We start from the raw sequence: 24,011 nt of genomic DNA, 5'->3' as shown, positions 1-24,011 counted from the left end.
AGATTGATTTTTGAGACTTTCTGGGAAAGAAAATAATAACGTGTAAAACTTTTAAAAAATCAACCCCTAAATTCGTGAAAAATTTTTTTATTTTTAGCGTTTTTCGCTCGTTTTTTTCCAAAAATTACAAGGTTTTTTTATAAATAAAAGGATATTTTTTGAAAAATATGCACAAAAAATTCATCTTAAAATTACTCTAATTTGAGTATTTTTTAAATAAATTCTCAATTAAATACATTTAATTTATAAAATATTCCATATCAAAAATGTTATAAAACAGAAAAAAGGAATGTAACAGCTGTTACATTCCTTTTTGTAGTAAAGTAAGTTGTTTTCTAGTTCTCGATTTGGATATGAGTATTATTCAACGCCAAGTGTAACGCCCGTTTTTTTCAAGTATTGGCGATATGCAATACTTAATCTGTCGAATTTTAGCGATAATTCAGCTTGTAAATCAAGTGGTAGTTCTTCAGGTTTTTGATTTTCAACAATTGGCTTATCTTGTGCGAAGATCATATCTTGGAAAGCAACAATCTCCTCATCTGTTTGTCCTGTTTCATAATTGAACGACAAAATACCGTAAGCAACCGACTTTAATTCCTCAACTGGTTTGATTGTTAGAAGGATTGTCATCTTCGTCCCGTTATTTGGTTCTTCTTTTGTGAAACGAACGGTTAAAGGACGTAATACTTCATATGTATAGTACACGTTCTTCGATTGTCCAGAACCATCTGGATCAGGTTGGAAGACATCAATTGGTGTTGTGTAAATACGTTCGTCTTCTGTAATTACGCGATAATCACCAATAACAGGTTTGTCTTGTACACCTAAATAGCCCTCATGTACGAACGCTAAGTGACCAACATCTAAGAAGTTCTCTACAATACGTGGTGGTTTTGCTTCCACAGATTGTGGTCCCCATAATACATTACGGAACTCACCGCCCGTAACTTCTTCATATGGGAAGAAATCAGGGTTATTATTATTTAAATTTACCCATACAAAGCCATAAGCTACTTTACAGCCATATTTGAATGCCTGTGCTTTTTGCGAGATTTGTTTGCCTTCAGGTAATTGTGGAATCTTCGTACAATGACCTTCATCATCATATTGCCATCCATGATATGGACAAACTAATTGGTCGTCTTTTACACAACCAAGCGATAATGCTGCCCCGCGATGAATGCATAAATCTTTGAATGCATGAATTCCTTTACGGTTACGGAATAATACAATACGTTCCCCAAGTACGATTTGTTGTAATGGCTGTTCTTTTACATCTTCCTCTTTGCAAACGACAATCCAATCGTTACGCAAAACTTCATCTTTCATCAATGTACATCTACTCCTTAACTAGCTAAATGGTATAGCTTTATTCTATAGGATAGAGAAAGGAGTCGTCAATATAAAACACGAACATTTTAAGTTTAAAATTTTAATAATGTATGTATTTTGGTGTTTACAATTCAAAAAAACGTTTGTATAATGCAAATATAGTTTTGAAAGGGAACAATCGAATCCCTTTATTTTAAAAGATGTACATACAACTTGTTAAGACGTAAATTGAAATTAAAGGAGCAGTTCAAGTGGAGAATCCAAAGGAAAACACGAACAATTTTATTGGGGTGAATGAAAAGATTGGATGGGGGAGAGCGTTTTTACTTGGCACACAGCATGTATTAGCCATGGATTTATACATAGCACCGATCATCATCGCGAGCTTACTTGCATTAGGCAGTGATACATCTTTCTTCGTACAAATGTGCTTTTTAGCAGCAGGGATTGCAACACTGATTCAAACGGTTGGGGGACTAAAACTACCTGTTGTTCAAGGACCATCATACATTCCAGTTGGTGCCCTTGCAGCCATTGGTGGTAAATTAGGTTTAGGAGCTGTATTCGGTGCATTATTACCTGGTGCATTGTTAATTGCATTACTTGGTTATCCATTAAAAGTATTTGCGAAAACCGTTAAGAAAATCATTCCACCATTAGTGGGTGGGACAGTGATTGTTATTGTTGGTATCTCATTAATGCCGACAGCTTTTACAAGTCTTTATGACGGCGATGTAAAAACAAACTTAATCGTATCGGCAGTAACAGCAATTGTCTTAGTTGTTATGATGTTATTAGGTAGAAAAACGAGTGGTTCAGGTACATTCTTCCGTTTAACGTCTGTTGTTATTGCGATTATTGTCGGAACGATTGTTGCATCATTCTTCGGTTCAGTTAGTTTTGCGAAAGTAGCAGAGGCGAAATGGTTCTCTCTACCGACAGCATTCCCATTCGGTAAACCAGAGTTTAATTTACAAGCTGTTTTAACGATGGTATTCATTTATTTCATTATCTTAATTGAGACAACAGGTACATGGTTCGTTGTATCAACCGTAACAGGCGAAAAGTTGAATGAAAAACGCTTAAATAAAGGAGCAGTTGGTGAAGGTCTTGGCTGTTTCGTTGGTGGAATCGCTGGTGGTACACCAATGACAGGTTATTCATCAAATGCAGGGATTATCGCAATTACAAAAGTAGCGAGTAAACGCGCAATCATTGCAGCAGGGATTATTTTAGTCTTACTAGGCTTAATGCCAAAATTAGCGACAATTATTACATGTGTACCACTGACAGTTATTAATGCTATTTTCGGTATTGTTTGTGTGGCGATTATCATGAACGGTTTAAAAGTTATTCAAAAAGTAACAATTAATGACCGTAATATGATGGTCATCGGGATTCCAATCCTTTTAACAATTGGTACAATGGGGATTCCAGCAGAAGTGATGAGTAGTGTACCTGACTTCGTGAATTACATCTTATCATCAGGAACAGCTGTTGGTGCAATCGCAGTACTAATTTTAAACTTAATTATTCCAGCTTCAAAAGAGGATCAAGCAGAGGCAGCAAAACACGCTATTACAGAATAAAGTAACGGAAGGAATCGTATGAAGGATGGTACGGTTCCTTTCGTTTTGTTATAATGAAACACAAACAGTTTTAAGGAGAATGACAATGAAGAATCACGTAGATGAGGCGTATTTAACGCTTTGCCAACATATATTAGAAGAAGGTCATGCAAAAGGAGACCGTACAGGTACAGGTACATGGAGTACATTCGGTTATCAAATGCGCTTTGACTTACAAAAGGGTTTTCCACTTTTAACAACAAAACGTACTGCTTTTCGCTTAATTGCGACAGAGTTATTATGGTTTTTAAAGGGCGATACGAATGTTCGTACATTAATCGCACAAAATAATCATATTTGGGATGAATGGGCATTTGAAAAATGGGTGACAAGCGAGGAATACACAGGACCTGATATGACAGATTTCGGACGTCGTGCTGTAACAGACGAAGATTTTGCGCCAGTTTATGAGGAACAGATGCGTATATTCCAAGAACGTATTGTAGAAGATGCGGCATTTGCTGAAAAATATGGTGATTTAGGACCTGTTTATGGTAAACAGTGGCGCTCATGGCCATCAGCAGATGGGGGAACGATTGACCAAATTAAACAAGTCATTACGTCAATTAAAGAAAATCCGAACTCTCGTCGCCATATTGTGAGTGCATGGAATCCAGCCGAAGTAGATGACATGGCATTGCCACCTTGTCATACATTATTCCAGTTCTATGTAGCAGACGGAAAATTATCGTGCCAATTATATCAACGCTCAGCAGATGTTTTTTTAGGAGTACCATTCAACATCGCTTCATATGCACTATTAACGCATTTAATCGCAAAAGAATGTGGTTTAGAAGTAGGCGAGTTCATTCATACCTTAGGTGATGCACACATCTATAAAAACCACCTAGCACAAGTGGAAGAACAGATGTCACGTGAACACCGCGAATTGCCAACACTTGTATTAAATGAAGAAAAGGCATCTATTTTCGATTATGAAATGGAAGATTTAAAAATCGAGGGGTATAATCCGCACCCAAGTATTAAAGCACCAATCGCGGTGTAATACAAAAAGTCAGCTAGATGTTCTGCATACTAGCTGATTTTTTAGTTATGATTTGAAAATGAAAGTCCAGGGCATGCTCGTGTAAGGGGGAATAGTTAGTTTAGGAATCGTAAAGATCCCCTCTAAATCACCAAAGCGGACAAAACGTTCTTGGAATGTAATGGTGTAATCTGTTGTATTATGAACAAGTAATGTGACAAGTTGTTCATTCTTGTGGTTCATCGCTGTTCGAATATGTGTATAGCACACATCCTTATTACAATATTCGAAAATTTGTTCAATTAATGTGCGATCTTGATGTGAAATGGTTCTGTCCCAAGTTTGTTCAAATAGTAGTTTCATTTACTCACTCCCTTTTTTTAACAGTAGCAAAAAAGATCGAAAAACAAAAGTGAAGATTGTGTGAAAAGTTGCTATTTTTAGCATGTATTACTCATTATGGAGAAAAAGAGTGAAATCCAGTGTTTCTTCTATTAGAATAGAAAAGATAGAAAGAGAGGTGTAAAGAGATGATTTCTTTAATTGTAGCACATGATAATAATCGTGTAATTGGTCTGAATAATGAAATGCCGTGGCACTTACCAGGCGATTTAGCGTATTTCAAAGAAAAAACAATGGGAAAACCAATTATTATGGGACGCAATACATTTGAGTCAATTGGTCGTCCACTCCCGGGGCGTCGTAATATTATTATTACACGTAACAAGGCATACGAAGCAGCAGGAGCAGAAATTGTACATAGTTTAGAAGAAGCACTTGAGCTGACAAAAGATGCAGAAGAACAGATGGTGATTGGCGGCGAGCAAATCTTTAAAGAGGCATTGCCATTAGCAGACCGTCTATACATTACAAAAATCGACCATTCATTTGAAGGCGATACATTTTTCCCATCATATGAAGGTTGGGTAGAAAAGACTACAACGGAAAACCATGAAGCGAATGGTTTTACTTTCCGTTACACAATTTATGAAAAAAGATAAGCACTGTACTACTATTGTAGTATAGTGTTTTTTTAGTAGGAGGAAATAGGATGCGAAACACATTTAAGCAAGTTCTATATGTTGTACTATTTGCGATGTTGATGACATGTACAATTGGTACAGCTGCACAAGCGGCAACAAAGCCAGCAATTAAAGGGGCAACAACAAAAACAATTACACTTGGAGGTACATTTGATCCAAAAAAAGGTGTAACAGCTGTTGATGCAAAAGGTAAGAGCCTTACAAAGAAAATTAAAATAACAGGCAAAGCCAACACAAATAAAGTTGGGACATACACATATATGTATCAAGTTACTATTTCAAAAAAACAAACTTTGAAAGTAAAAAGAAAAGTAATCGTTAAAGCCAAAAGTTATAAACTAAAAGAAGATACAAGACCTTTCACGGTAAAAGGTGGTTATGGTCGTCATGCACTGAAAAAAGCGGGTACGACTCTATCGTTGATTGAAAAATCAACAGGTGGCTGGTATAAAACATCAGCAAATCATTGGATTAAAACAGGTCTTGTCGGGGACTATGTATTTATTCATGAAACAAAGCCAGTCTATGCAACATCTTCTACCAAAACATCGAGTGGTAAAGCTACATATGGTATTTCAAAAGTAGAAGGTACGTCGATTAAAAATAAGCGTATTAAAATTGCGAGCGGTTGGATTACAGCACCACCGTATATCGATCCTTTTGTATCAAAAGGAATTCAAGCACAGCAAGACGAAATTTTAAAGATTATGAACGCAGAACGTGCTAAAGTTGGCGCACAACCATTAGTGAAAGATGAGACATTATCAAAAATCGCCGTACTTCGTGCATATGATATGATAACACATCGCTACTTCTCACATTATGCAACAAGCACATATGGTCCTTATTATACACTCGTAAATCAGTGGAATTACTGGTACTGGGCAAGTGGTGAAAATATTGCAGCAGGAGCGAGTTCAGCAGCGCAATATATGAATATGTGGATGAACTCACCAGGACATAAAGCCAATATCCTCAATAAAAATTACAATCGCGTAGGTGTGGGCGTAGTGAAGAGTCCGACAACTGGTTGGTATAGCTCTGTCGCAACGCAAGTCTTTGCACAGCAATAATATAAGTAGAAAAGAGAAATCTCATTTGTATGGGATTTCTCTTTTTGATATGGATAGGAGCAGTGACCCATTTTCGCCCTCGAATGTCCCGTTTGAACGAGCGAATGACCCGATTTCGTTCTCGAATGCCCCAACCACTTCAACGAATGTCCCGTTTCGCCGGTCGAATGTTCGAATTCACATGATTGTAGACAATTCAAGTCCCTTTCTATTACTCAAAAGCCTTGAAGAAAGTGCGGAAAGGAAGCAATTAAGGTTGTTTAGGCGAGTGACCCATTTTCGCTCTCGAGTGACCCGTTTGAACGAGTGAATGTCCCGTTTCGAGGTGCGAGTGATCCAACCCCTTCAACGAGTGACCCATTTCGCTGGGCGAATGTTCGAATTCACACGATTGTAGACAATTCAAGTCCCTCTCTATTACTCAAAAGCCTTGAAGAAAGTGCGGAGAGGGAGCAATTTAGGTTGTTTGGGCGAGTGACCCATTTGAACGAGCGAATGCCCCGATTTCGTTCTCGAATGCCCCAACCACTTCAACGAATGTCCCGTTTCGCCGGTCGAATGTTCGATTTCACACGATTGTAGACAATTCAAGTCCCTTTCTATTACTCAAAAGCCTTGAAGAAAGTACGGAAAGGGAGCAATTAAGGTTGTTTGTTCGAGTGCCCCATTTTCGCCCTCGAATGTCCCGTTTGAACGAGCGAATGTCTCGGATCGAAGGGCGAGTGCCCCATTTTCGCTTTCGAATGTCCCGTTTGAATGAGCGAATGTCCCGAATCGCCCTCGAGTGCCCCAAAATACCGGTCGAATGTCCTTCTACACCTCTCTATCCCCAAATAAAAAAGATTGGATATTACTCCAACCTTCTCAATTAAACATATCCAATAATACAAATGAACATCATCGCACTACCGCCTAAAACGAATAGATGCCAAATCGCATGGTTATAAGGGATTTTTCTATTCGCATAGAAATAAGCGCCAACAGTGTATAAAATACCGCCTGTTAATAGAATCCAAAATCCGTTCATCGTAATATGTGAGATGACGGGGTTGAATGCAAAAATAATGACCCAGCCCATCGCAATGTAAAAGATGAGCGATAATGCTTCAAAGCGATGAATGAAGAATACTTTGAATAAAATGCCGATGATTGTTAAACCCCATTCTAATGCGAAAATCGCCCAACCTAATTTCCCGCCGATTGCAAGTAGCGCAAATGGCGTATAAGTTCCTGCGATTAAAATATAAATGGACGAGTGATCAATGATCGAACAGATTTTTTTATAGCGCTCTGGTACGCTATGCAATAAAGTGGAAGCTAAAAAGAGAATCATCATTGAAATCCCGAAAATCGTGAAGCTCATCATGTAGAGGGGAGATTCCATCTTTTCTGCTTGCAAAATAAGAAGAATACAGGCAGGAATCGCGAGAATGAATCCAATACCATGTGTAATAGCATTCCAAAATTCTTCTCTCTTTGTTTTGTAATCATCTAGTGCACCATTCATGATGCATCCCTCCTTAAATTTGAACAACTTGTGATAATTCCATTATGAAACAATTTAACTTTAAAAAGAATTGACATTTGTCACATGTATAACATGACAAAAGAAAGTAAAATAGAAAATAAGAAAGCTCATTGTGCAAAAACACAACAAGATGCACGAAGGCAAATTTTAAAGGATGTGCTAGAAATGGGACGTATCCATATCGTAACCGATTCAACAAGTGGAATTACAAAAGAAGATATAGCAAAGTATGACATTCATATTGTACCGTTATCAATTCAATTTAATGGACAAACATATATAGACGGTGTTGATATTACACCTGAACAGTTTTTAGAGCGTATGGGAGAGTCAAAAGAGTTACCAAAAAGCTCACAGCCAGCAGTAGGTGTATTCGAAGAATTATTTAATGAGCTTGGTAAAGATGGCGATGAAGTATTAGTCATTACGATGACAGGTGGTATGAGTGGTACTGTAAAATCTGCAGAGGCAGCCGCAGCTATTTCAGATGCGCATGTAACGGTTGTTGATTCACGCTTTACAGCTGGAGCGCTAGGATTCCAAGTATTAGAAGCAGCGAAAATGGCGCAAGAAGGTCAACATTTAGATGACATCTTAGCTCGTATTGAACATGTAAGACAAAATACACACCTTTACGTAGTAATTGATACATTAGAAAACATGGTAAAAGGTGGACGAATCGGTAAAGCGACGAGTCTAATCGGTTCTTTACTCAACATTAAACCAATTGCGAACTTAGAAGGTGGCGAATATAATCTTGTAACAAAAGTACGTAGCTACAAAGCCGTTACAAAGTATTTGTTTAAGCAATTTGAAGAAGATACAGCAGGCAAAAAAGTACTTGGTGTGACAATCGAGCACGCAAATGGTATGAAGATGGCTGAACCTCTTGCCGAACAAATTCAAAAAAGTGGATTCAATGATTTAAAGTACAGTTTTACCTCGCCAATTATTAGTACACATACAGGTCCTGGTGCAATTGGTTTTTGTTACTATACTGAATAATATCCCTTTTAAATAAAAGAAAACATTGTTACAATAAAAGGAAGTTAAGACGTTTTGTATGTGTTTTCAATCGACGAATCGTTTATTGAGAAATGAAAGAGATGAGAATCGCACAACAGGGCGATTCTCTTTTTCGGTTCAGAAAGGTGGAACGTGTTTGAAAAAGTATCATATACTTCTACTCGCCTTCATGTTACTCGCGTTGACAGGCTGTAGCGCAACGGAAGCAATTCGTGATACAGGGGTATTTAGTCGAGAAAAAGTATTACCTAAAAAAGAGATTGAACTAGTTGCATTAGGTGACTCCTTAACTGTAGGTGTTGGAGATGAAAAAGATGCAGGTGGTTATGTGGGGCGTCTTGCAAAAGAGATGCCAGAAAAAATGGATGGCGTTGAGAAAGTAAACATTACGCAAACTGCTAAAAAGGGTAGACGTTCAGATCAATTACTCACGCAGTTAAAGAGTGGTGAAATCAATGATGCATTAAAAAAAGCAGACATCATTACGATGACCATAGGTGGAAATGATTTGATGAAAATTTTAAGAGAAAATTTCACCACTTTAGAAAGACAGCATTTTGATACAGAACGCCCGAATTATGAAAAACGTTACATAGAAATTTTTAAATTAATTCGTGCGCAAAATCAAACAGCACCGATTATTGCGGTGGGCGTATATAATCCTTTAACTGTATATGCAGAAGATACATCTGAGTTTGAAAAAATTCTAGATGAATGGAATCAAGATATGAAAAATATCGTAGAAAAAGATGCATATGCCATTTTTGTACCAACTGTAGATTTATTTCATACAAATAAAGCAGAAGTTTATAGCGATGACTATTTTCATCCGAATGCAAAAGGGTATACAAACATGAAGAATCGTATTTTTGAGACATTGGATACAGTAAGTGTCTATAAAAAATCAAACGGTCGCATGAAGATGAAGGGAGAAACAGTAAATGAATAAATGGAAAGTGGCATTCCTTACACTTTTAACATTGATTATACTTGGGTTTGCTGCACTTATTATTTTAATGTTAAGTGGTAAAGAAGACATGCCAAAACCAGAAGCGATTAATCGAACAGGTAGTAGTGTTAATATTTCAACAACACCAAAAGAATTTGAGGATTTAGCGAATACACTCATTCAGAATTCAAATGATACAAAGAATATTCAATTATGGTTAGAAGTAGATAAGGAATTGATTTTAAAAAGTAATGTAGAAGTATTAGGTGTTACAGTACCTGTTACGCTTGCTTTTGAACCAAAAGTAGACGATAAAGGGAATTTAGAGTTATATCAAACAAATGTAAAAGTCGGAATGCTTGATTTACCATCTCGAACAGCTTTACAATTGGTAAGAGATAGTGGTGGCTTACCCGAATGGTTGACAATTCAGCCGAGCGAGAAAACAGCTTATATTGACCTATCTTCATTCAATTTACCAATTGATGGTGTAGGAACAGCGCATTTACGTGCGAAAACCTTTAATCTAGAAAAAAAAGAAATTACGCTACAAATCGTTATTCCTAAAAAATAATGAAAAGGAGTGAAATCGATGGCTACTGAAAAAGCAATTTTTGCAGGTGGATGTTTTTGGTGTTTAGTAAAGCCTTTTGATAAAGAAGAAGGGATTATTCGAGTCCTATCAGGTTATTCTGGAGGACATACAGAAAATCCAACATACGAAGAGGTATGCCTCGATTTAACAGGTCATTATGAAGTGGTGGAGATTGAATATGACCCAACAATTTATCCATATGAAAAATTAGTGGAAACATTTTGGACATTAATCGACCCAACCGATGAAGGCGGGCAATTCTATGATCGTGGCTCATCTTATCGAACAGCTATCTTCTATACAACAGAAGAACAAAAACGCATTGCAGAGAAGTCAAAAGCAAAGTTACAAGCCTCTGGGAAGTTCGGACATGAGATTGTCACACCAATTTTACCAGCGAAAAAATTCTATTTAGCAGAAGAATACCATCAATATTATTATCGTAAAAATCCAGAGCATTATGAACGCTATCATGTCGGTTCAGGACGCGCTGCTTTTCAAGAGAAACATTGGGGGACTCAACATGAAAAATAAAGAAGAACGTTTAAAAGAATTAACACCATTACAATATCACGTGACACAAGAAGAAGGAACAGAGCCACCTTATCAAAATGAATATGATAATCATTTTGAAGAGGGAATCTACGTGGATATCGTATCGGGTGAACCATTATTTTCTTCAACAGATAAGTACAATTCAGGTTGTGGTTGGCCTGCTTTTGCCAAACCAATTGATGAAACAGAATTGACAGAATTAGAAGATCGTCGCTTACTTAGTGTTCGTACAGAAGTGCGTAGTAAGGAAGCAGATTCACATTTAGGACATGTCTTCCCAGACGGTCCGAAAGAATTAGGCGGTCTACGCTACTGTATCAATTCAGCGGCACTTCGCTTTATTCCAGTTGCTGACTTAGAAAAAGAAGGTTACGGTAGATATCTAGTACTATTTAATAAATAAAATAATGAAGAGGACCTCAGCTCACGCTGAAGTCCTCTTTTTCTATTTATACAGTTACTTTTGCTTTTTCAAGTGCTTGTGAAATATCTGCAATTAAATCGTCAACATGTTCAAGTCCAACAGATAGACGAAGTAAACCATCTGTAATACCCCGTTTTTCACGTTCTTCTTGTGGAATGGCGGCGTGACTCATCGTAACAGGATACGAGAGAATCGACTCGACACCACCTAAACTGACAGCGAAGATTGGGATTTGCATGCTTTCTACAAATACTTTTGTGAAGTCACGAGTTGGTAGTTTAAATGATAGAACGGCACCTCCAGAAGTACTTTGACGTTGATGGATGTCATAACCAGGATGTGTCGGTAATCCTGGGTAGTAAACATCGACTACATCTTCGTGTTGCTGTAAAAATTCTGCGATTTTTTGTGCATTATGTGACGACATCTCAAGTCGTGCATGTAATGATTTAATTCCTTGAATGACAGAGAAGCAGTCATGTGGTCCAAGAATACCGCCCATCCCGTTTTGAATCGCGTAAATCGCTTGACCGAGTTCTTCGTCTTTTGTGACAGCGAGCCCTGCAATGACTTCACTATGACCACCTAAAAACTTCGTCGCACTATGCAGTACAACGTCTGCTCCTAAGTCGAGTGGTTTTTGATAAAGAGGTGTCATAAATGTGTTATCAACGAATGTTTTTAATTGGCGCTTCTTCGCAATTTTAACGACACCTTCTAAATCCGTAATCCCAAGCAGTGGATTTGCAGGTGTTTCAGCATAGAGTACAACTGTATTCGGCTGAATCGTTGCTTCAATCGCTTCTAAATCCGTGAAGTCAGCGAAGGTATGCGTAATCCCGTACTTCGGTAAAAGCGTTGTTACAAAGCGATAAGTACCACCATATACTTCGTTCGTTACAACAATATGGTCACCAGCATTTAATGTAAGTAAAGCTGCTGAAATGGCACCGATTCCTGAAGCAAAAGCAAAGCCACGTGAACCATTTTCAAGCTGTGCAATTGTTCGCTCAAGTGCATCGCGCGTTGGGTTACCAGAACGACTATAATCATATGGGCCAAAAGCATCGAAATGCTCTTGGTCGAAGGTAGAAGAAGCGTAAATTGGTACATTAACAGCTCCCGATTTTGCTTCGTAATCATGTTTTGTAGCACCTGTAATTAACGTTGTTTCAATTTGTTCTTTAGTCATGTACAACAGCCTCGCTTTCTAATACGTTAAATACGTTTTGTAAATCCGCAATTAAATCTTCTGCTTCCTCAATGCCAACTGAGAAACGAAGAAGTGAATCATCTACGCCACGCGCATTGCGAATTTCTTCCGGAATGTCTGCATGTGTTTGCGTTGTTGGGTACGTAATAAATGATTCCACACCGCCTAAACTTTCAGCGAAAGCAATCAGTTTTAAATTACGTAAGAATGGATCAATCTGTTTTCCAGATTGTAGACGGAAGGATACCATGCCACCGCGTCCAGCATATAAAACGTCACGTATATGTGGCGACTTCTCTAAAAATGCCACAATCGCCTGAGCGTTTGCTGTATGTTGTTTCATACGAAGGTGTAGTGTTTTTAAACCGCGAAGTAGTAACCAGCTATCAAAAGGTGAGAGTGTCATACCAATCGCATTATGTTGTAAGAAAAGACGTTCACTTAGTTCAGTACCTTTTGACACAACCAGTCCTGCTAATACATCATTATGTCCACCAATATATTTTGTGCCACTATGCATAACAATATCTGCACCTAACTCAATTGGGCGTTGATAGTACGGTGTTAAAAATGTATTGTCGACAATCAATAAAATGCCATATTTTTTCGCAATTTTCACACATTCTTCGATAGAAATTTCCTGCATTAAAGGATTCGTCGGCGTTTCTAAGAAAATCGCCTTAACAGGATGTTCAATAACAAGTTGTTCCACCTCTTCAAGAGATGAAAAGTCGTTAAAGATTGCTTGAATACCATATTGTGCTTCATATTGTGTTGCCAGTCGGTATGTGCCACCATATAAATCCTCCGGGTAAATCACTGCATCACCTGTTTTAAATAGCGAGAGGATTAAATGAATTGCAGCCATACCGCTACTACAGGCGAAACAAGCATCTCCGCCTTCTAAACGTGCAAATTCCTCCTCTAATACCGATCGCGTTGGATTTTTTGTACGCGTGTAATCAAAGCCTGTTGATTCTCCAAGACCTGCATGGCGATAAGCAGTTGAAAGGTAGATTGGAGCGTTGATTGCACCTGTTTTTTCATCTGAATGTGTTCCCACCTGAGTTAAAAGTGTTTCGATTTTTGTCATTGTCCTCATCCTTTTTTGTGTAATAAAAAAAGTTTTCTTCTAATAGTAAGAAGAAAACTCTATGTAAGAGTGATTCTTCTTATCTTCAAGAACTGCGTCTTACTGGATTTAGCACCTGTCCCTTTAAAGAGGGGGTTGCTGAGATTTCATCGGGCCATGTCCCTCCATCTCTCTCGATAAGAAAACCTATTTAATTAATCGATTATTAGTCAATTAATGGAATCTTACCATGCAAACAGCGAAATTTCAAGCTAAATTAAATAATTATTCAGAATTTAGAGAAGATAAAAAAAGAACCGTAGTCTAAACTACGATTCCCATTTGATTATTTTTTTGTCATTGTTACAAAGTCTTTGTAGACGTAATTTTTTTGACCGTTGAAGTCGAACTCAACCCAACCAAATTTACTTGTAGAATTCACATGAATTTTCGTACCTTTTTTCAAAATACCAAGTGATTTTCCTTTTGTTGAAGCTGTTTTATAGTAATATACATTCGATTTAATTGTCGCATTTGCAGCTTTTTTTGAAGGAACTTTTGATACAAGTGTGTCAGTTGTTGGTTTTTTAGTTGTTGTTGGTTTCTTTGTTGTTGGTTTTTTCTTTGTATTCAACTTCACGTGATCTTTTGAAATATAAGCCAATTTATTATTGAACTTCACTTGGTACCAATATGTTGTTTCTTTATAAATCGTAACATTTGTTCCTTTTGTTAATGTACCAAGATTTTTTGATTTTGGTGTAGATGCCGCACGTACGATTACGTCTTTTGACACAACACCTTCTTTTTTTGTGGCAGCAAAAGCTTCCGTAGCAGGTAAAGTATAAGGTAGAGTAGCACCTGTTAACATCCCAAATGCTAATACGTATTTTGTTAATTTCATTTTGAATCACTCCTCGATTGCTTATACTAGCACTTTTTATCATAAAAGAATAGGGAATATCCGTTTATGTTGCGAGAAAAATGTTATTTTATGAAAAATAGGGCATTTGATATGGAAATAAAAAACAAAGACTAGGACAGAAGCAAAGTAAATACTTAGCTAGCCTAGTCTTTGGTCAGATTAAATTTTAAATTGTTGAACTAAATCACGTAATGAATCTGCTTGACGTGACAATTCTTCAGAAGATGCATAAATTTCTTGAATAGATGCAGAGCCTTGTTCAGCCGCCGCTGCCGATTGATCCGCTTGATGTGCTGTATGTTCTGCCATCGAGTTTACTGCGATGAACGACTGCATAACATCTTGACTGACATTCTTCGTCTCAGCGATTCGCGTTACCATGTTTTCAATAATACGAATCGTTTTCTCTGTCTCGCGTGTAATGGCATCGAATGTTTGAATCGTTTCATTCGTAATTTCGACCCCTTGAATGACTTTCGACACGCCAGCCTCATTTTGCTTGACCATGACCGAAATCTCGTCTTGAATCGTGTGTACAATCGTTGCTACTTCACTTGCAGCGCGTTGTGATTGTTCTGCAAGCTTTCGGACTTCATCTGCTACAACCGCAAAACCTTTACCATGTTCACCTGCACGTGCCGCTTCAATCGCCGCATTTAAGGCAAGTAAGTTCGTCTGTTCAGCAATACTCGTAATCGTTCCGATAATCGATGTGATCTCCTCAGAACTTTCACCAAGACCTGTGACAGTTTGGTTCGTATTCGCAATAACTTCTTCAATCTCCATCATCGATTTTGCAGACTGTTGGATTTTATTTTGTCCTTCTTTTGCTGCTTCACGCATTGTCGCTGAAGTTTGACGTAAATCCTGTGCATCATCATTCAGTTGCAGTGTTGTTTCTTCTAGATGTGACATTTTGTTAGATGATTGCTCCATTGAACGAATCGTCTGTTCACTGCTCTCTGCGATTTCCGCAGTTGAGTTCGCAATCTGTTGAATTGTTGTCGCGTTTTCCTGTGCAGAAGCAGTCAGTTGTTGGCCACTTGCAGATACATTCTCTGTTAAAGCACTGACTTTTCGCACTAAATTCGCAATCGACTCAATTAATGTGTTTGTACTAGCAGAGATTTGACCAAATTCATCGTCATTTTTAATTTCAAGACGTTTTGTTAAGTCACCACCTGCACTTGCCATATCCAATAGTGAACGATTAATTTTGTGCGTATTCACTTTAATTGTACGGAAGATCGCTGTACCTGACATAAATACGAGAATGATCGACAATAATGTTAAAACGAAGAAAATAATCATCGAAACTTCCGTGCTTTTTTCTACTTTTTTAATTTGTGCATCCGTATTTTTAGCTAATACCTTATTCATCATGTCTATGTGGATATCTACATAAGACATAGCTTTAGCACCTGTTCCAATCTGAACAATTCGTTGTGCCGCATCTAAACCACTCTCTTTACGAACATCAATGACGCGTTTAGAATAGGTTAAATAGTTATTATAAAATTGGTCAATCGAATCAATTCGGTCACGCGCATCACCTTTTTTATTAAAGGCTTTATGTAGATCTTGAAGTGTTTTGTCAATTGTCTCTTTTTGTTCTTCATATTGTCCAAGATATACATCGCTACCTGTTATAATAAAGCTCTGTTCTAAGTTGGATAGTTGTGCAATTTCACCAGCGAGTAAATTGACGCGCATTTGCTGATCTACATTTTTACCCGTCAGTGTTTTGAGTTCATCTTTCAAGCGTTCTGTATTATTGTAAGATACAATAAGCATCGCTGCTAAAATAATGGTGAGGACTGCGAAAACAAGTACTACACGCCCACGAATTAATTTAAGAACCTTGAATGATTTTAAAAATTTTGGGGGAGTGGCATTGTTTTTAGAACTTTTCTTACTTCGTTTCGTAGCTTTTTTAGAAGTGGGTACTTTCTTTTTTGTCATAACCATCGTGTCACCTACTTTACGTAATTTGAAATTTTCTATCTATTCTATATATTACGGAAACAGAAGTAAAAAAGCCATACAAAAATTTCAAAAAACCAATTCTAATTTACTAGTTAAGGAGAATATATATGCGACATAGTTTCTATCAATTTGCATTAACTTACAGAGGAGGAGGTAAAAATGATGTTTTTGCACGATTTGCAGAAGCGATGTTTTTAGATCATACCTTTCCAAAACAATCGGAGGACTTTGATGAACTTTCACGTTACATTGAGGAAGCCGCAGACCCTGATATGACAGCGATTACGTTCGATGATTTTTGGGTATTATACGTAGAGCGTGAAAAATAAGTTTTTAGATTGTCAGATGTCAGACATTAAGTTACAATAGCATAGAATGAAGACTTCCAAGCGAGTTAAAAAGAGCATTTGTTTTCAAAAATATACAGGAATGGTGAGGGAAAAACATGAGCATTCACATTAACGCTGCACAAGGCGAAATCGCAGAAATCGTATTATTACCAGGAGATCCACTACGCGCTAAATTTATCGCAGAGACATTTTTAGAGGACGTAAAACAATATAATGACGTACGTAACATGTTCGGTTACACAGGTACATACAAAGGTAGACGTGTATCTGTACAAGGAACAGGCATGGGCGTTCCATCTATCTCAATCTACGCAACAGAATTAATGAAAGATTATGGCTGTAAAAAATTAATTCGTGTAGGTACAGCAGGCGCATTAAAACGCGACGTAAAAGTACGTGACGTTGTCATCGCACAAGGTGCTACAACAGACTCAAAAATGAACGAAATCCAATTCGGTGGCTTAGACTTCGCACCAATCGCAGACTTCGATTTATTATTAAAAGCATACAACGCAGGTAAAGAAGCAGGCTTAAACCTACGCGTAGGTAACGTATACACAGCGGACCTATTCTACGGCGACAAAAATCCAAACGAACTACTAGCAGACTACGGTGTACTAGCAGTTGAGATGGAAACAGCAGCACTTTACACACTAGCAGCAAAATACGACGTACAAGCATTATCAATCCTAACAATCTCTGACCACCTAATCACAGGTGAAGCAACATCATCAGAAGAACGCCAAACAACGTTCAAAGACATGATGGTTGTTGCACTTGAAGCAGCGATTCAAGACTAATTAGATATATGAATGAACCACACACGACTGATGGTTGTGTGTGGTTTTTTGTGTGGTGTTTATTTTGAAAGTTATGAATAACTATCTTATGGTTTGAAAATGACCTGTTACATTTATGTGCGCTAATGGATATAATGAGTATGTAAAGAGCTATTTTATAAAAGCTTAATTTAATAAAAAGAGGTACAAACCACATGATTAATTTCCAAGACAAAGTAAGCTTCATTTGGTCAATTGCAGAGATTTTGCGTGGTCCATATAAGCCAGAAGATTACGGTAAGATCGTTTTACCATTAGCAGTGTTACGACGCTTTGACTGCGTATTAAAAAGTACGAAAGAAGAAGTATTAGCGAAAGCTGAACAGTTTGCGACAATGTCCGAGGAAGCACGTGAGCCGATTTTAAATCGTGTATCAAAACAAAACTTCCACAACACTAGTAAATATGATTTCAAAAAACTGTTAACAGATTCAGATAACATCGCAGACAACTTACGTGATTACATTAATGGGTTCTCAAAAGTAGCACGTGATATTATGGAGCACTTCGATTTCGACCGCCAAATTGATAAGTTAGATCAAAATGACTTATTATATTTGACAATTAAACGATTTAGCGAATTAGATTTGCATCCAGAAACGGTGTCAAACGTTGAAATGGGTTATGTATTTGAAGAATTAATCCGTCGTTTTAGTGAACATGCAGAGGCAGGGGATCACTATACACCGCGTGAAGTTATTCGTTTAATGATACATTTACTGTTTTTACACGATGATGCCAATATTTTAACGAAACCAGGATTAACACAAACATTATATGACGCTGCAGCTGGTACAGGTGGCATGGGTTCTGTTGCACAAGAGTATTTAGAGAAAGTAAACCCAACGGCGCATTTAGAATTTTTTGGACAAGAAATTAATCCAGAATCATATGCCATTTGTAAAGCAGACTTATTAATTAAAGGGGAAGATGCTACGAATATTCGTTTAGGGAATACATTATCAAATGACCAATTCCCACTTGATAAATTCGACTATTTAATTTCAAATCCTCCATACGGCGTTGACTGGAAATCATATCAAAAGCCAATAGTTGCAGAACACGAACAACAAGGCTTTGACGGTCGTTTCGGTCCAGGCACACCACGTTCAAGTGATGGACAGTTATTATTCCTATTACACTTACTTTCAAAAATGAAAGACGTCACGCCAGAAAATCCACAAGGCTCTCGTTTAGCGATTATTATGAATGGCTCTCCTTTATTTACAGGGGATGCCGGTTCTGGTGAAAGTGAAATCCGTAAATATGTGTTAGAAAATGATTTAGTAGAAGGCATTGTCGCATTACCGAACGACCTTTTCTACAACACAGGGATTGCAACATATATTTGGATTTTAACAAACAACAAAGCACCATTATCAAAAGGGAAAGTACGTTTAGTAAATGCGGTTGATTTCTATAAGAAAATGAAAAAATCAATGGGTAGTAAACGTAACGAAATTAGAGAAGATCAGTTAAATGAAATCGTTCGTTTATATGGCGATGCACAACCAAATGAATATGTGAAAATCTTTGATAATGAAGATTTCGGATATGCGAAAATCACTGTTGAACGCCCGTTACGTTTAAATTTCCACGTGAGTGAAGAACGTCTTGCACGTGTCGTTGAAGAAAAGGGCTTTGTGAACTTAGCGACTTCAAAGAAAAAAGGTGACACAGCGCACTTTGAAATCGAAGAAGGTAAAAAAATTCAAGCACAAATCTTACACGTCTTACGCACGTTAGAGAGCGATGAAGTATACAAAAATCGTGAAACGTTTACGAAAATTTTAAAAGATGCGTTAGCAGAAGCAACTATTAAACTTGGCGCACCTGTACTAAAAGCGATTTTAAATGGTTTATCTGAAAAAGACGAAACAGCCGATGTATGTATGAAAAACAAAAAAGACATTGAGCCAGATACAGATTTACGTGATACAGAAAGTGTGCCATTAAAAGAAGATATTGAAGAATACTTCGCACGTGAAGTATTGCCACATGTACCGGATGCATGGATTGATCACTCGAAAACAAAAATCGGCTATGAAATTCCTTTCACTCGTCAGTTCTATAAATACATAGCATTACGCAGTTCAGCAGAAATTATGGACGAAATTCGTGCATTAGAAGTGGAGATTGCTGAGCAGTTGAAGAAGGTGATGGGATGATTTATAAAGAGAGTGGTATTGAATGGATAGGGCAAGTTCCTAACCATTGGCATACTTTATCAGTAAGTAAAGCATATGATGTTACATTAGGCAAAATGCTCCAACCTAATTCAAATGATGAAAATGATATAAAAGTACCTTATTTAAAAGCAATGAATGTACAAGATGGTTATGTAAGTTTCGAGAAAATTGAGGAAATGTATTGTTCTATTAATGAACTAAATAACTATAAATTAGAATGTGGAGATTTAGTTGTCTGTGAAGGGGGAGAAGTAGCAAGATCTGCTGTTATAAAAGAAAATTTAGCAGGTTTTATTTTTCAAAACTCAGTACACAGAGTTAAGGGAACAGCGAAAGGTGATACAAGATTTTTACACTATTTATTAATAGCTTTAAGAGCTAGTGGTTTTATTAACATTTTAGTAAACAAAGCTACAATAGCGCATTTTACTAAAGATAAGTTTAACAGTTTAAAAATAGCTTTACCGCCATTAGATGAACAATTAATAGTAAGCGACTATTTAGATGATAAATATGATGAGATAGAAAATTTAATTAAGACAAAGCAAAAATTAATTACTTTATTAGAACAACAACGCCAATCAATTATTACAGAAACTGTAACAAAAGGTTTAAATCCGAATGTGAAAATGAAGGATTCAGGTGTTGAGTGGATTGGTGAGATTCCTGAGCATTGGCATAAAGGGAAAGTTAAACATTTTTATAATATTGTGTTGGGGAAAATGCTTCAGCCAGCTAGGAAAGAACCATCAGATGAGTTAATAAAATATTTTAAAGCTGCGAATGTTCAAGATCGATATTTAAGTAATAATAAAGATGATTTCATGTATGCTTCATATCATGATATAAAAAACTTTAATTTACTGAAAGGTGATTTATTAGTTTGTGAGGGAGGAGAAGTAGGTAGATCTGTAATCTTACAAAATGATTATCCTAATACTATATATCAAAATTCTTTACATAGAGTTAGAGGTAAAGAAGGAAATGATAATAGATTCTTAATGTTTTTACTTAATGTAGTAAGAAATACAAATTTTATAAATTTGCTGGTAAGTAAAGCTACTATTGCACATTTTACAAAAGAGAAATTTGAATCGTTACAAATATGTTTACCTCCATTGGGAGAACAGCAATTTATTTCAGATTACTTAGAAAGGAAAAGTAATGAAATTGATGAAATTAAGAAATTATTGATGAAACAAATTGATAAACTAAAAGAATACCGTCAATCTTTAATCTACGAAGCTGTAACAGGTAAAATTGATGTACGTAATATGGAACTAGACTAAGTGAGGTGAAATGGAATGGCTGTAGATATATCTGAAAAAGGATTTGAAACGAATATTGAACTAGCATTAATTGGTGCAGGGTATAAAAAGCGTGTATTAGAAGATGAAGCGAGTAAAGCGTTTAAAGAGCATGCGATTGATGTAGAAGAATTGTTTGCATTTTTAGAAGATACACAAGAAAAACGCATGCGTATATTAGAAAAATCATACGGCCCTTCTTATAAAAAAGAAGTATTGAAACGTATTAAAATGCAACTTCATAAACAAGGTCTAGTGGAGTGTCTGCGTAAAGGAATTAAAGATCGTGGTGTTACGTTACAGCTTGCCTATAATAAACCACCAACAGATATGAATAAAACATTGAATGAGCAATATGCGAAAAATCGTTTTAACGTTGTACGCCAAGTTTATTACAGCGATAAGCATAACAATAGCTTAGATATGGTGTTATTTTTAAACGGTTTACCAATCGTTGTGATGGAGCTCAAAAACCCATTAACGAATCAAACAGTAGAAGATGCGATGAAGCAACTGAAAAAAGACCGGGATCCACGTGAGCAATTGTTTAAGTTTAATGAACGTGTCGCTGTTTACTTTGCGGTAGATCCAGATGAAGTGTTTATGACGACAAAGCTGGATAAAGAGAAAACATACTTCTTACCGTTTAATAAAGGCAACAATGGCGGTAAAGGGAATCCTTTAGCATATAGTGAAAATTACCGTACACATTATTTATGGGATGAAATTTTAACGCCAGATAGCTTATTAGACATTTTATATCGCTTTGTTTTCGTGAAAAAAGACGATATTAAAGACTCGAATGGTGAAACAATTGGAGAGCGTCAAATGCTTATTTTCCCACGTTTCCATCAATTAGATGCAGTGCGTAAATTAGAAATAGATGTTAATGAAAAGCAAGTTGGTCAAAACTATTTAATTCAGCACTCTGCTGGTTCCGGGAAAACGAACTCGATTTCATGGCTTGCACATCGTTTAGCGAAATTGCACAATGCAGATAATGAATCGATTTTTAGTAGCGTAATTGTCATTACAGACCGTCGTGTATTAGATAAACAACTGCAAGATGCAGTGTATCAGCTGGAACATAAAGCGGGTATGGTAGCGCCGATTGATAAAGATTCTGAGCAGCTTGCACGAGCGCTCAATAATGAAACTCGCATTATTATTACGACGCTTCAAAAGTTCCCATTTGTATTAGAAAAGGTAGCAGGATTAGAACGTAAAAAATATGCGGTCATTATTGATGAGGCCCACTCTTCACAAGGTGGGAAGGCATCTACTGCTTTAACGAACGTATTATCTGATAAAACACTTGAAGCAGCATACGAAGAAGATCGTATTGCGGAAGAAAACTTAGATGATGTCGATGAAAAAATCGTTGAAACGATTATGAAAAGCGGTAAGCAAGATAATGTATCATTCTTCGCTTTTACAGCGACACCGAAGCCGAAGACGCTTGAAAAGTTCGGTACGATGGGCACAGATGGAAAACCACATGCATTCCATCAATATACGATGCGCCAAGCGATTGAAGAAGGCTTTATTTTAGATGTACTTGAGAACTATACGACGTATCAAACGTTCTGGAAAATTGCGAAGACAGTTGATGATGATCCAGAAGTATCGAAAAAACAAGCAACGCGTACGCTATCAAAATATGTTTCCTTGCATCCACATAGCATTGCGCAAAAAACAGAAATTATTATGGAGCATTATCGTAATTTTGTGCAACGTAAAATTGGTGGTCGTGCGAAAGCAATGGTCGTCACAGCAAGTCGCCTGCACGCTGTTCGTTATAAGATGGCGTTTGATAAGTATATTAATGACATGGGCTATGATGATTTAAAAACAGTTGTAGCCTTCTCTGGTACTGTAAAAGATAACGAAATCAATTATACAGAGCCTGATATGAATGGTTTCTCTGAGAAAGAGCTACCAGAAAAATTTAATTCAGACGAATATAAAGTGTTACTCGTGGCAGAGAAGTATCAAACAGGGTTTGATGAACCACTATTACATACGATGTATGTAGATAAACCTTTAAGCGGTATTAAAGCGGTTCAAACATTGTCTCGTTTAAATCGTATGTGTCCAGGAAAAGAAGATACATTTGTGTTAGATTTTATTAACGATCCAGATGTCATTAAAGAATCATTCCAACCTTATTATGAATCAACAAGTCTTTCAGAAGTAACGGACCCGAATATTTTATATGATATGCAAGCGGAAATTGAACCGTACCAAGTGTTTACGGATGATGAAGTACAACGAGTGAATGAAATTGAAGTAGCTGGTGGTGTTACAAAATCAACAAAAGCGCAAACGACTTTAAATGCGATTCTTGATCAAGGTGTTGAACGTTTCAAAGACCTTTCCGATGAAGAACAATTTGCTTTTAAACAAGTCGCAACGAAGTTTACACGTACGTATGGGTTCGTGCTGCAAGTCGTCACGTTTATTGATTTAGACTTACACAAGCAATACATTTATTTGACGTACTTACTGCGTAAACTACCACGTGGTAAAGGGGATAAAGATGTTTATATCGCAGATGATGTGGCATTAGAATATTATCGTAATCAAAAAGTATTCGAAGGTAGTATTGAACTTGAAAAGACAGGTGGCATTGACCTAGATCCACAAAAACATGGCGGTGGCGGTCAGCAAGAAGATGAAAAAGTGCGCTTATCAAGTATTTTAGATAAGTTAAATGACCGATTTGGTACGAACTTTACTGAAACAGATTTCCTTTCACGTGAACAAGTGAAAGAGGATATGCTGAATAGTGAAGAAGTACGCCAACAAGCGCAAAATAACACAAAAGACAACTTTAAATTTGCTTTTGAACGTTCATTTATGAATTTTGTCATTGATCGTATGAATACAAACCAAGAATTCTTCATGAAGATTTTAGAAAACGATGAATTTAAAACATATATCATGAGTGACATGATGGATGAAGTTTATGGAGAAGTGAATAATTAGT

General features: G+C 36.9%; 21 protein-coding genes and 1 riboswitch. Of the genes, 14 read left to right on the top strand and 7 right to left on the bottom strand.

Features of this window, described 5'->3' with window-relative positions:
* Positions 1-360 precede the first annotated feature (360 nt).
* The gene (locus ASO14_RS09110; RefSeq protein ID WP_068457436.1) at positions 361-1,332 is read right to left on the bottom strand and encodes an aromatic ring-hydroxylating oxygenase subunit alpha; all 972 of its coding nucleotides are present in this window, start codon (positions 1,330-1,332) and stop codon (positions 361-363) included.
* Between the two features lie 254 nt (positions 1,333-1,586).
* On the opposite strand from ASO14_RS09110, the gene ASO14_RS09105 reads away from it, so the two are divergent.
* Together ASO14_RS09105 and ASO14_RS09100 are read left to right on the top strand one after the other, a co-directional pair.
* A complete protein-coding gene (locus ASO14_RS09105; protein ID WP_068454054.1) occupies positions 1,587-2,924 on the top strand; it encodes a uracil-xanthine permease family protein in 1,338 nt (445 codons plus the stop codon).
* A gap of 85 nt (positions 2,925-3,009) precedes the next feature.
* Positions 3,010-3,969, top strand: a complete 960-nt coding sequence (locus ASO14_RS09100; RefSeq protein WP_068454051.1) for a thymidylate synthase — start codon at positions 3,010-3,012, stop codon at positions 3,967-3,969.
* A 45-nt stretch (positions 3,970-4,014) separates the two neighbouring features.
* On the opposite strand, the gene ASO14_RS09095 is transcribed toward ASO14_RS09100, so the two are convergent.
* Positions 4,015-4,311, bottom strand: coding sequence for an SLAP domain-containing protein (locus ASO14_RS09095; RefSeq protein ID WP_068454048.1), 297 nt, complete (start codon positions 4,309-4,311; stop codon positions 4,015-4,017).
* A gap of 167 nt (positions 4,312-4,478) precedes the next feature.
* Between ASO14_RS09095 and folA the strand changes: the two genes are divergently transcribed.
* Both folA and ASO14_RS09085 read left to right on the top strand, forming a co-directional pair.
* Positions 4,479-4,949, top strand: coding sequence for a type 3 dihydrofolate reductase (folA, locus tag ASO14_RS09090; protein WP_068454045.1), 471 nt, complete (start codon positions 4,479-4,481; stop codon positions 4,947-4,949).
* Positions 4,950-4,999: 50 nt separating this feature from the next.
* Positions 5,000-6,064 (top strand): CAP domain-containing protein, encoded by a 1,065-nt coding sequence (locus ASO14_RS09085; protein ID WP_068454042.1) that lies wholly within the window; start codon positions 5,000-5,002, stop codon positions 6,062-6,064.
* Between the two features lie 868 nt (positions 6,065-6,932).
* Here ASO14_RS09085 and trhA read toward each other — a convergent pair.
* On the bottom strand, positions 6,933-7,571 hold the full coding sequence (trhA, locus tag ASO14_RS09080) for a PAQR family membrane homeostasis protein TrhA (RefSeq protein ID WP_068454041.1): 639 nt from the start codon (positions 7,569-7,571) through the stop codon (positions 6,933-6,935).
* A gap of 186 nt (positions 7,572-7,757) precedes the next feature.
* Here trhA and ASO14_RS09075 point away from each other — a divergent pair, with 186 nt between their 5' ends.
* The 5 genes from ASO14_RS09075 (at position 7,758) to msrB (ending at position 11,120) form a co-directional block, all read left to right on the top strand.
* Complete coding sequence (locus tag ASO14_RS09075; RefSeq protein WP_068457434.1) at positions 7,758-8,597, top strand: DegV family protein; 840 nt, start codon at positions 7,758-7,760, stop codon at positions 8,595-8,597.
* A gap of 157 nt (positions 8,598-8,754) precedes the next feature.
* Positions 8,755-9,567 carry a GDSL-type esterase/lipase family protein gene (locus ASO14_RS09070; protein WP_231726946.1) on the top strand — a complete coding sequence of 271 codons (813 nt, stop codon included), beginning with the start codon at positions 8,755-8,757 and terminating at the stop codon, positions 9,565-9,567.
* Complete coding sequence (locus tag ASO14_RS09065; RefSeq protein WP_068454039.1) at positions 9,560-10,141, top strand: YpmS family protein; 582 nt, start codon at positions 9,560-9,562, stop codon at positions 10,139-10,141. The genes ASO14_RS09070 and ASO14_RS09065 overlap by 8 nt, the downstream gene beginning before the upstream one ends.
* A gap of 18 nt (positions 10,142-10,159) precedes the next feature.
* Positions 10,160-10,696, top strand: a complete 537-nt coding sequence (gene msrA, locus ASO14_RS09060) for a peptide-methionine (S)-S-oxide reductase MsrA (RefSeq protein WP_068454038.1) — start codon at positions 10,160-10,162, stop codon at positions 10,694-10,696.
* Positions 10,686-11,120 (top strand): peptide-methionine (R)-S-oxide reductase MsrB, encoded by a 435-nt coding sequence (gene msrB, locus ASO14_RS09055; protein WP_068454036.1) that lies wholly within the window; start codon positions 10,686-10,688, stop codon positions 11,118-11,120. The genes msrA and msrB overlap by 11 nt, the downstream gene beginning before the upstream one ends.
* A 46-nt stretch (positions 11,121-11,166) precedes the next feature.
* Here the strand turns inward: msrB and ASO14_RS09050 are convergent, their stop codons facing one another.
* The 4 genes from ASO14_RS09050 to ASO14_RS09035 form a co-directional block, all read right to left on the bottom strand.
* Positions 11,167-12,333 (bottom strand): PLP-dependent transferase, encoded by a 1,167-nt coding sequence (locus ASO14_RS09050; RefSeq protein WP_068454034.1) that lies wholly within the window; start codon positions 12,331-12,333, stop codon positions 11,167-11,169.
* Positions 12,326-13,447 (bottom strand): methionine biosynthesis PLP-dependent protein, encoded by a 1,122-nt coding sequence (locus ASO14_RS09045; RefSeq protein WP_068454032.1) that lies wholly within the window; start codon positions 13,445-13,447, stop codon positions 12,326-12,328. The genes ASO14_RS09050 and ASO14_RS09045 overlap by 8 nt, the downstream gene beginning before the upstream one ends.
* A gap of 76 nt (positions 13,448-13,523) precedes the next feature.
* A riboswitch (SAM riboswitch) is annotated at positions 13,524-13,630 on the bottom strand.
* A 142-nt stretch (positions 13,631-13,772) separates the two neighbouring features.
* Positions 13,773-14,330: an SH3 domain-containing protein gene (locus ASO14_RS09040; RefSeq protein ID WP_068454030.1), complete on the bottom strand. Its 558-nt coding sequence runs from the start codon at positions 14,328-14,330 to the stop codon at positions 13,773-13,775.
* Positions 14,331-14,510: 180 nt separating this feature from the next.
* Positions 14,511-16,313: a methyl-accepting chemotaxis protein gene (locus ASO14_RS09035; protein WP_068454028.1), complete on the bottom strand. Its 1,803-nt coding sequence runs from the start codon at positions 16,311-16,313 to the stop codon at positions 14,511-14,513.
* A 131-nt stretch (positions 16,314-16,444) separates the two neighbouring features.
* On the opposite strand from ASO14_RS09035, the gene ASO14_RS09030 reads away from it, so the two are divergent.
* The 5 genes from ASO14_RS09030 to ASO14_RS09010 all read left to right on the top strand — a co-directional run bounded on the left by ASO14_RS09030 (position 16,445) and on the right by ASO14_RS09010 (position 24,010).
* Positions 16,445-16,666 carry a YozE family protein gene (locus ASO14_RS09030; RefSeq protein ID WP_068454025.1) on the top strand — a complete coding sequence of 74 codons (222 nt, stop codon included), beginning with the start codon at positions 16,445-16,447 and terminating at the stop codon, positions 16,664-16,666.
* A 116-nt stretch (positions 16,667-16,782) separates the two neighbouring features.
* A complete protein-coding gene (gene deoD, locus ASO14_RS09025) occupies positions 16,783-17,487 on the top strand; it encodes a purine-nucleoside phosphorylase (protein ID WP_068454024.1) in 705 nt (234 codons plus the stop codon).
* A gap of 194 nt (positions 17,488-17,681) precedes the next feature.
* Positions 17,682-19,694, top strand: a complete 2,013-nt coding sequence (locus ASO14_RS09020) for a type I restriction-modification system subunit M (RefSeq protein WP_068454022.1) — start codon at positions 17,682-17,684, stop codon at positions 19,692-19,694.
* Positions 19,691-21,004: a restriction endonuclease subunit S gene (locus tag ASO14_RS09015; protein WP_068454020.1), complete on the top strand. Its 1,314-nt coding sequence runs from the start codon at positions 19,691-19,693 to the stop codon at positions 21,002-21,004. The genes ASO14_RS09020 and ASO14_RS09015 overlap by 4 nt, the downstream gene beginning before the upstream one ends.
* Positions 21,005-21,019: 15 nt before the next feature.
* Positions 21,020-24,010 (top strand): type I restriction endonuclease subunit R, encoded by a 2,991-nt coding sequence (locus ASO14_RS09010; protein WP_068454016.1) that lies wholly within the window; start codon positions 21,020-21,022, stop codon positions 24,008-24,010.
* Position 24,011: the final 1 nt, after the last annotated feature.

It is taken from the genome of Kurthia sp. 11kri321 (genome assembly GCF_001534765.1).
GTDB classification, from domain to species: Bacteria; Bacillota; Bacilli; order Bacillales_A; family Planococcaceae; genus Kurthia; species Kurthia gibsonii.
Note: the sequence above shows the minus strand (reverse complement) of the source record. Positions and strands in the feature narration are given on the sequence as shown.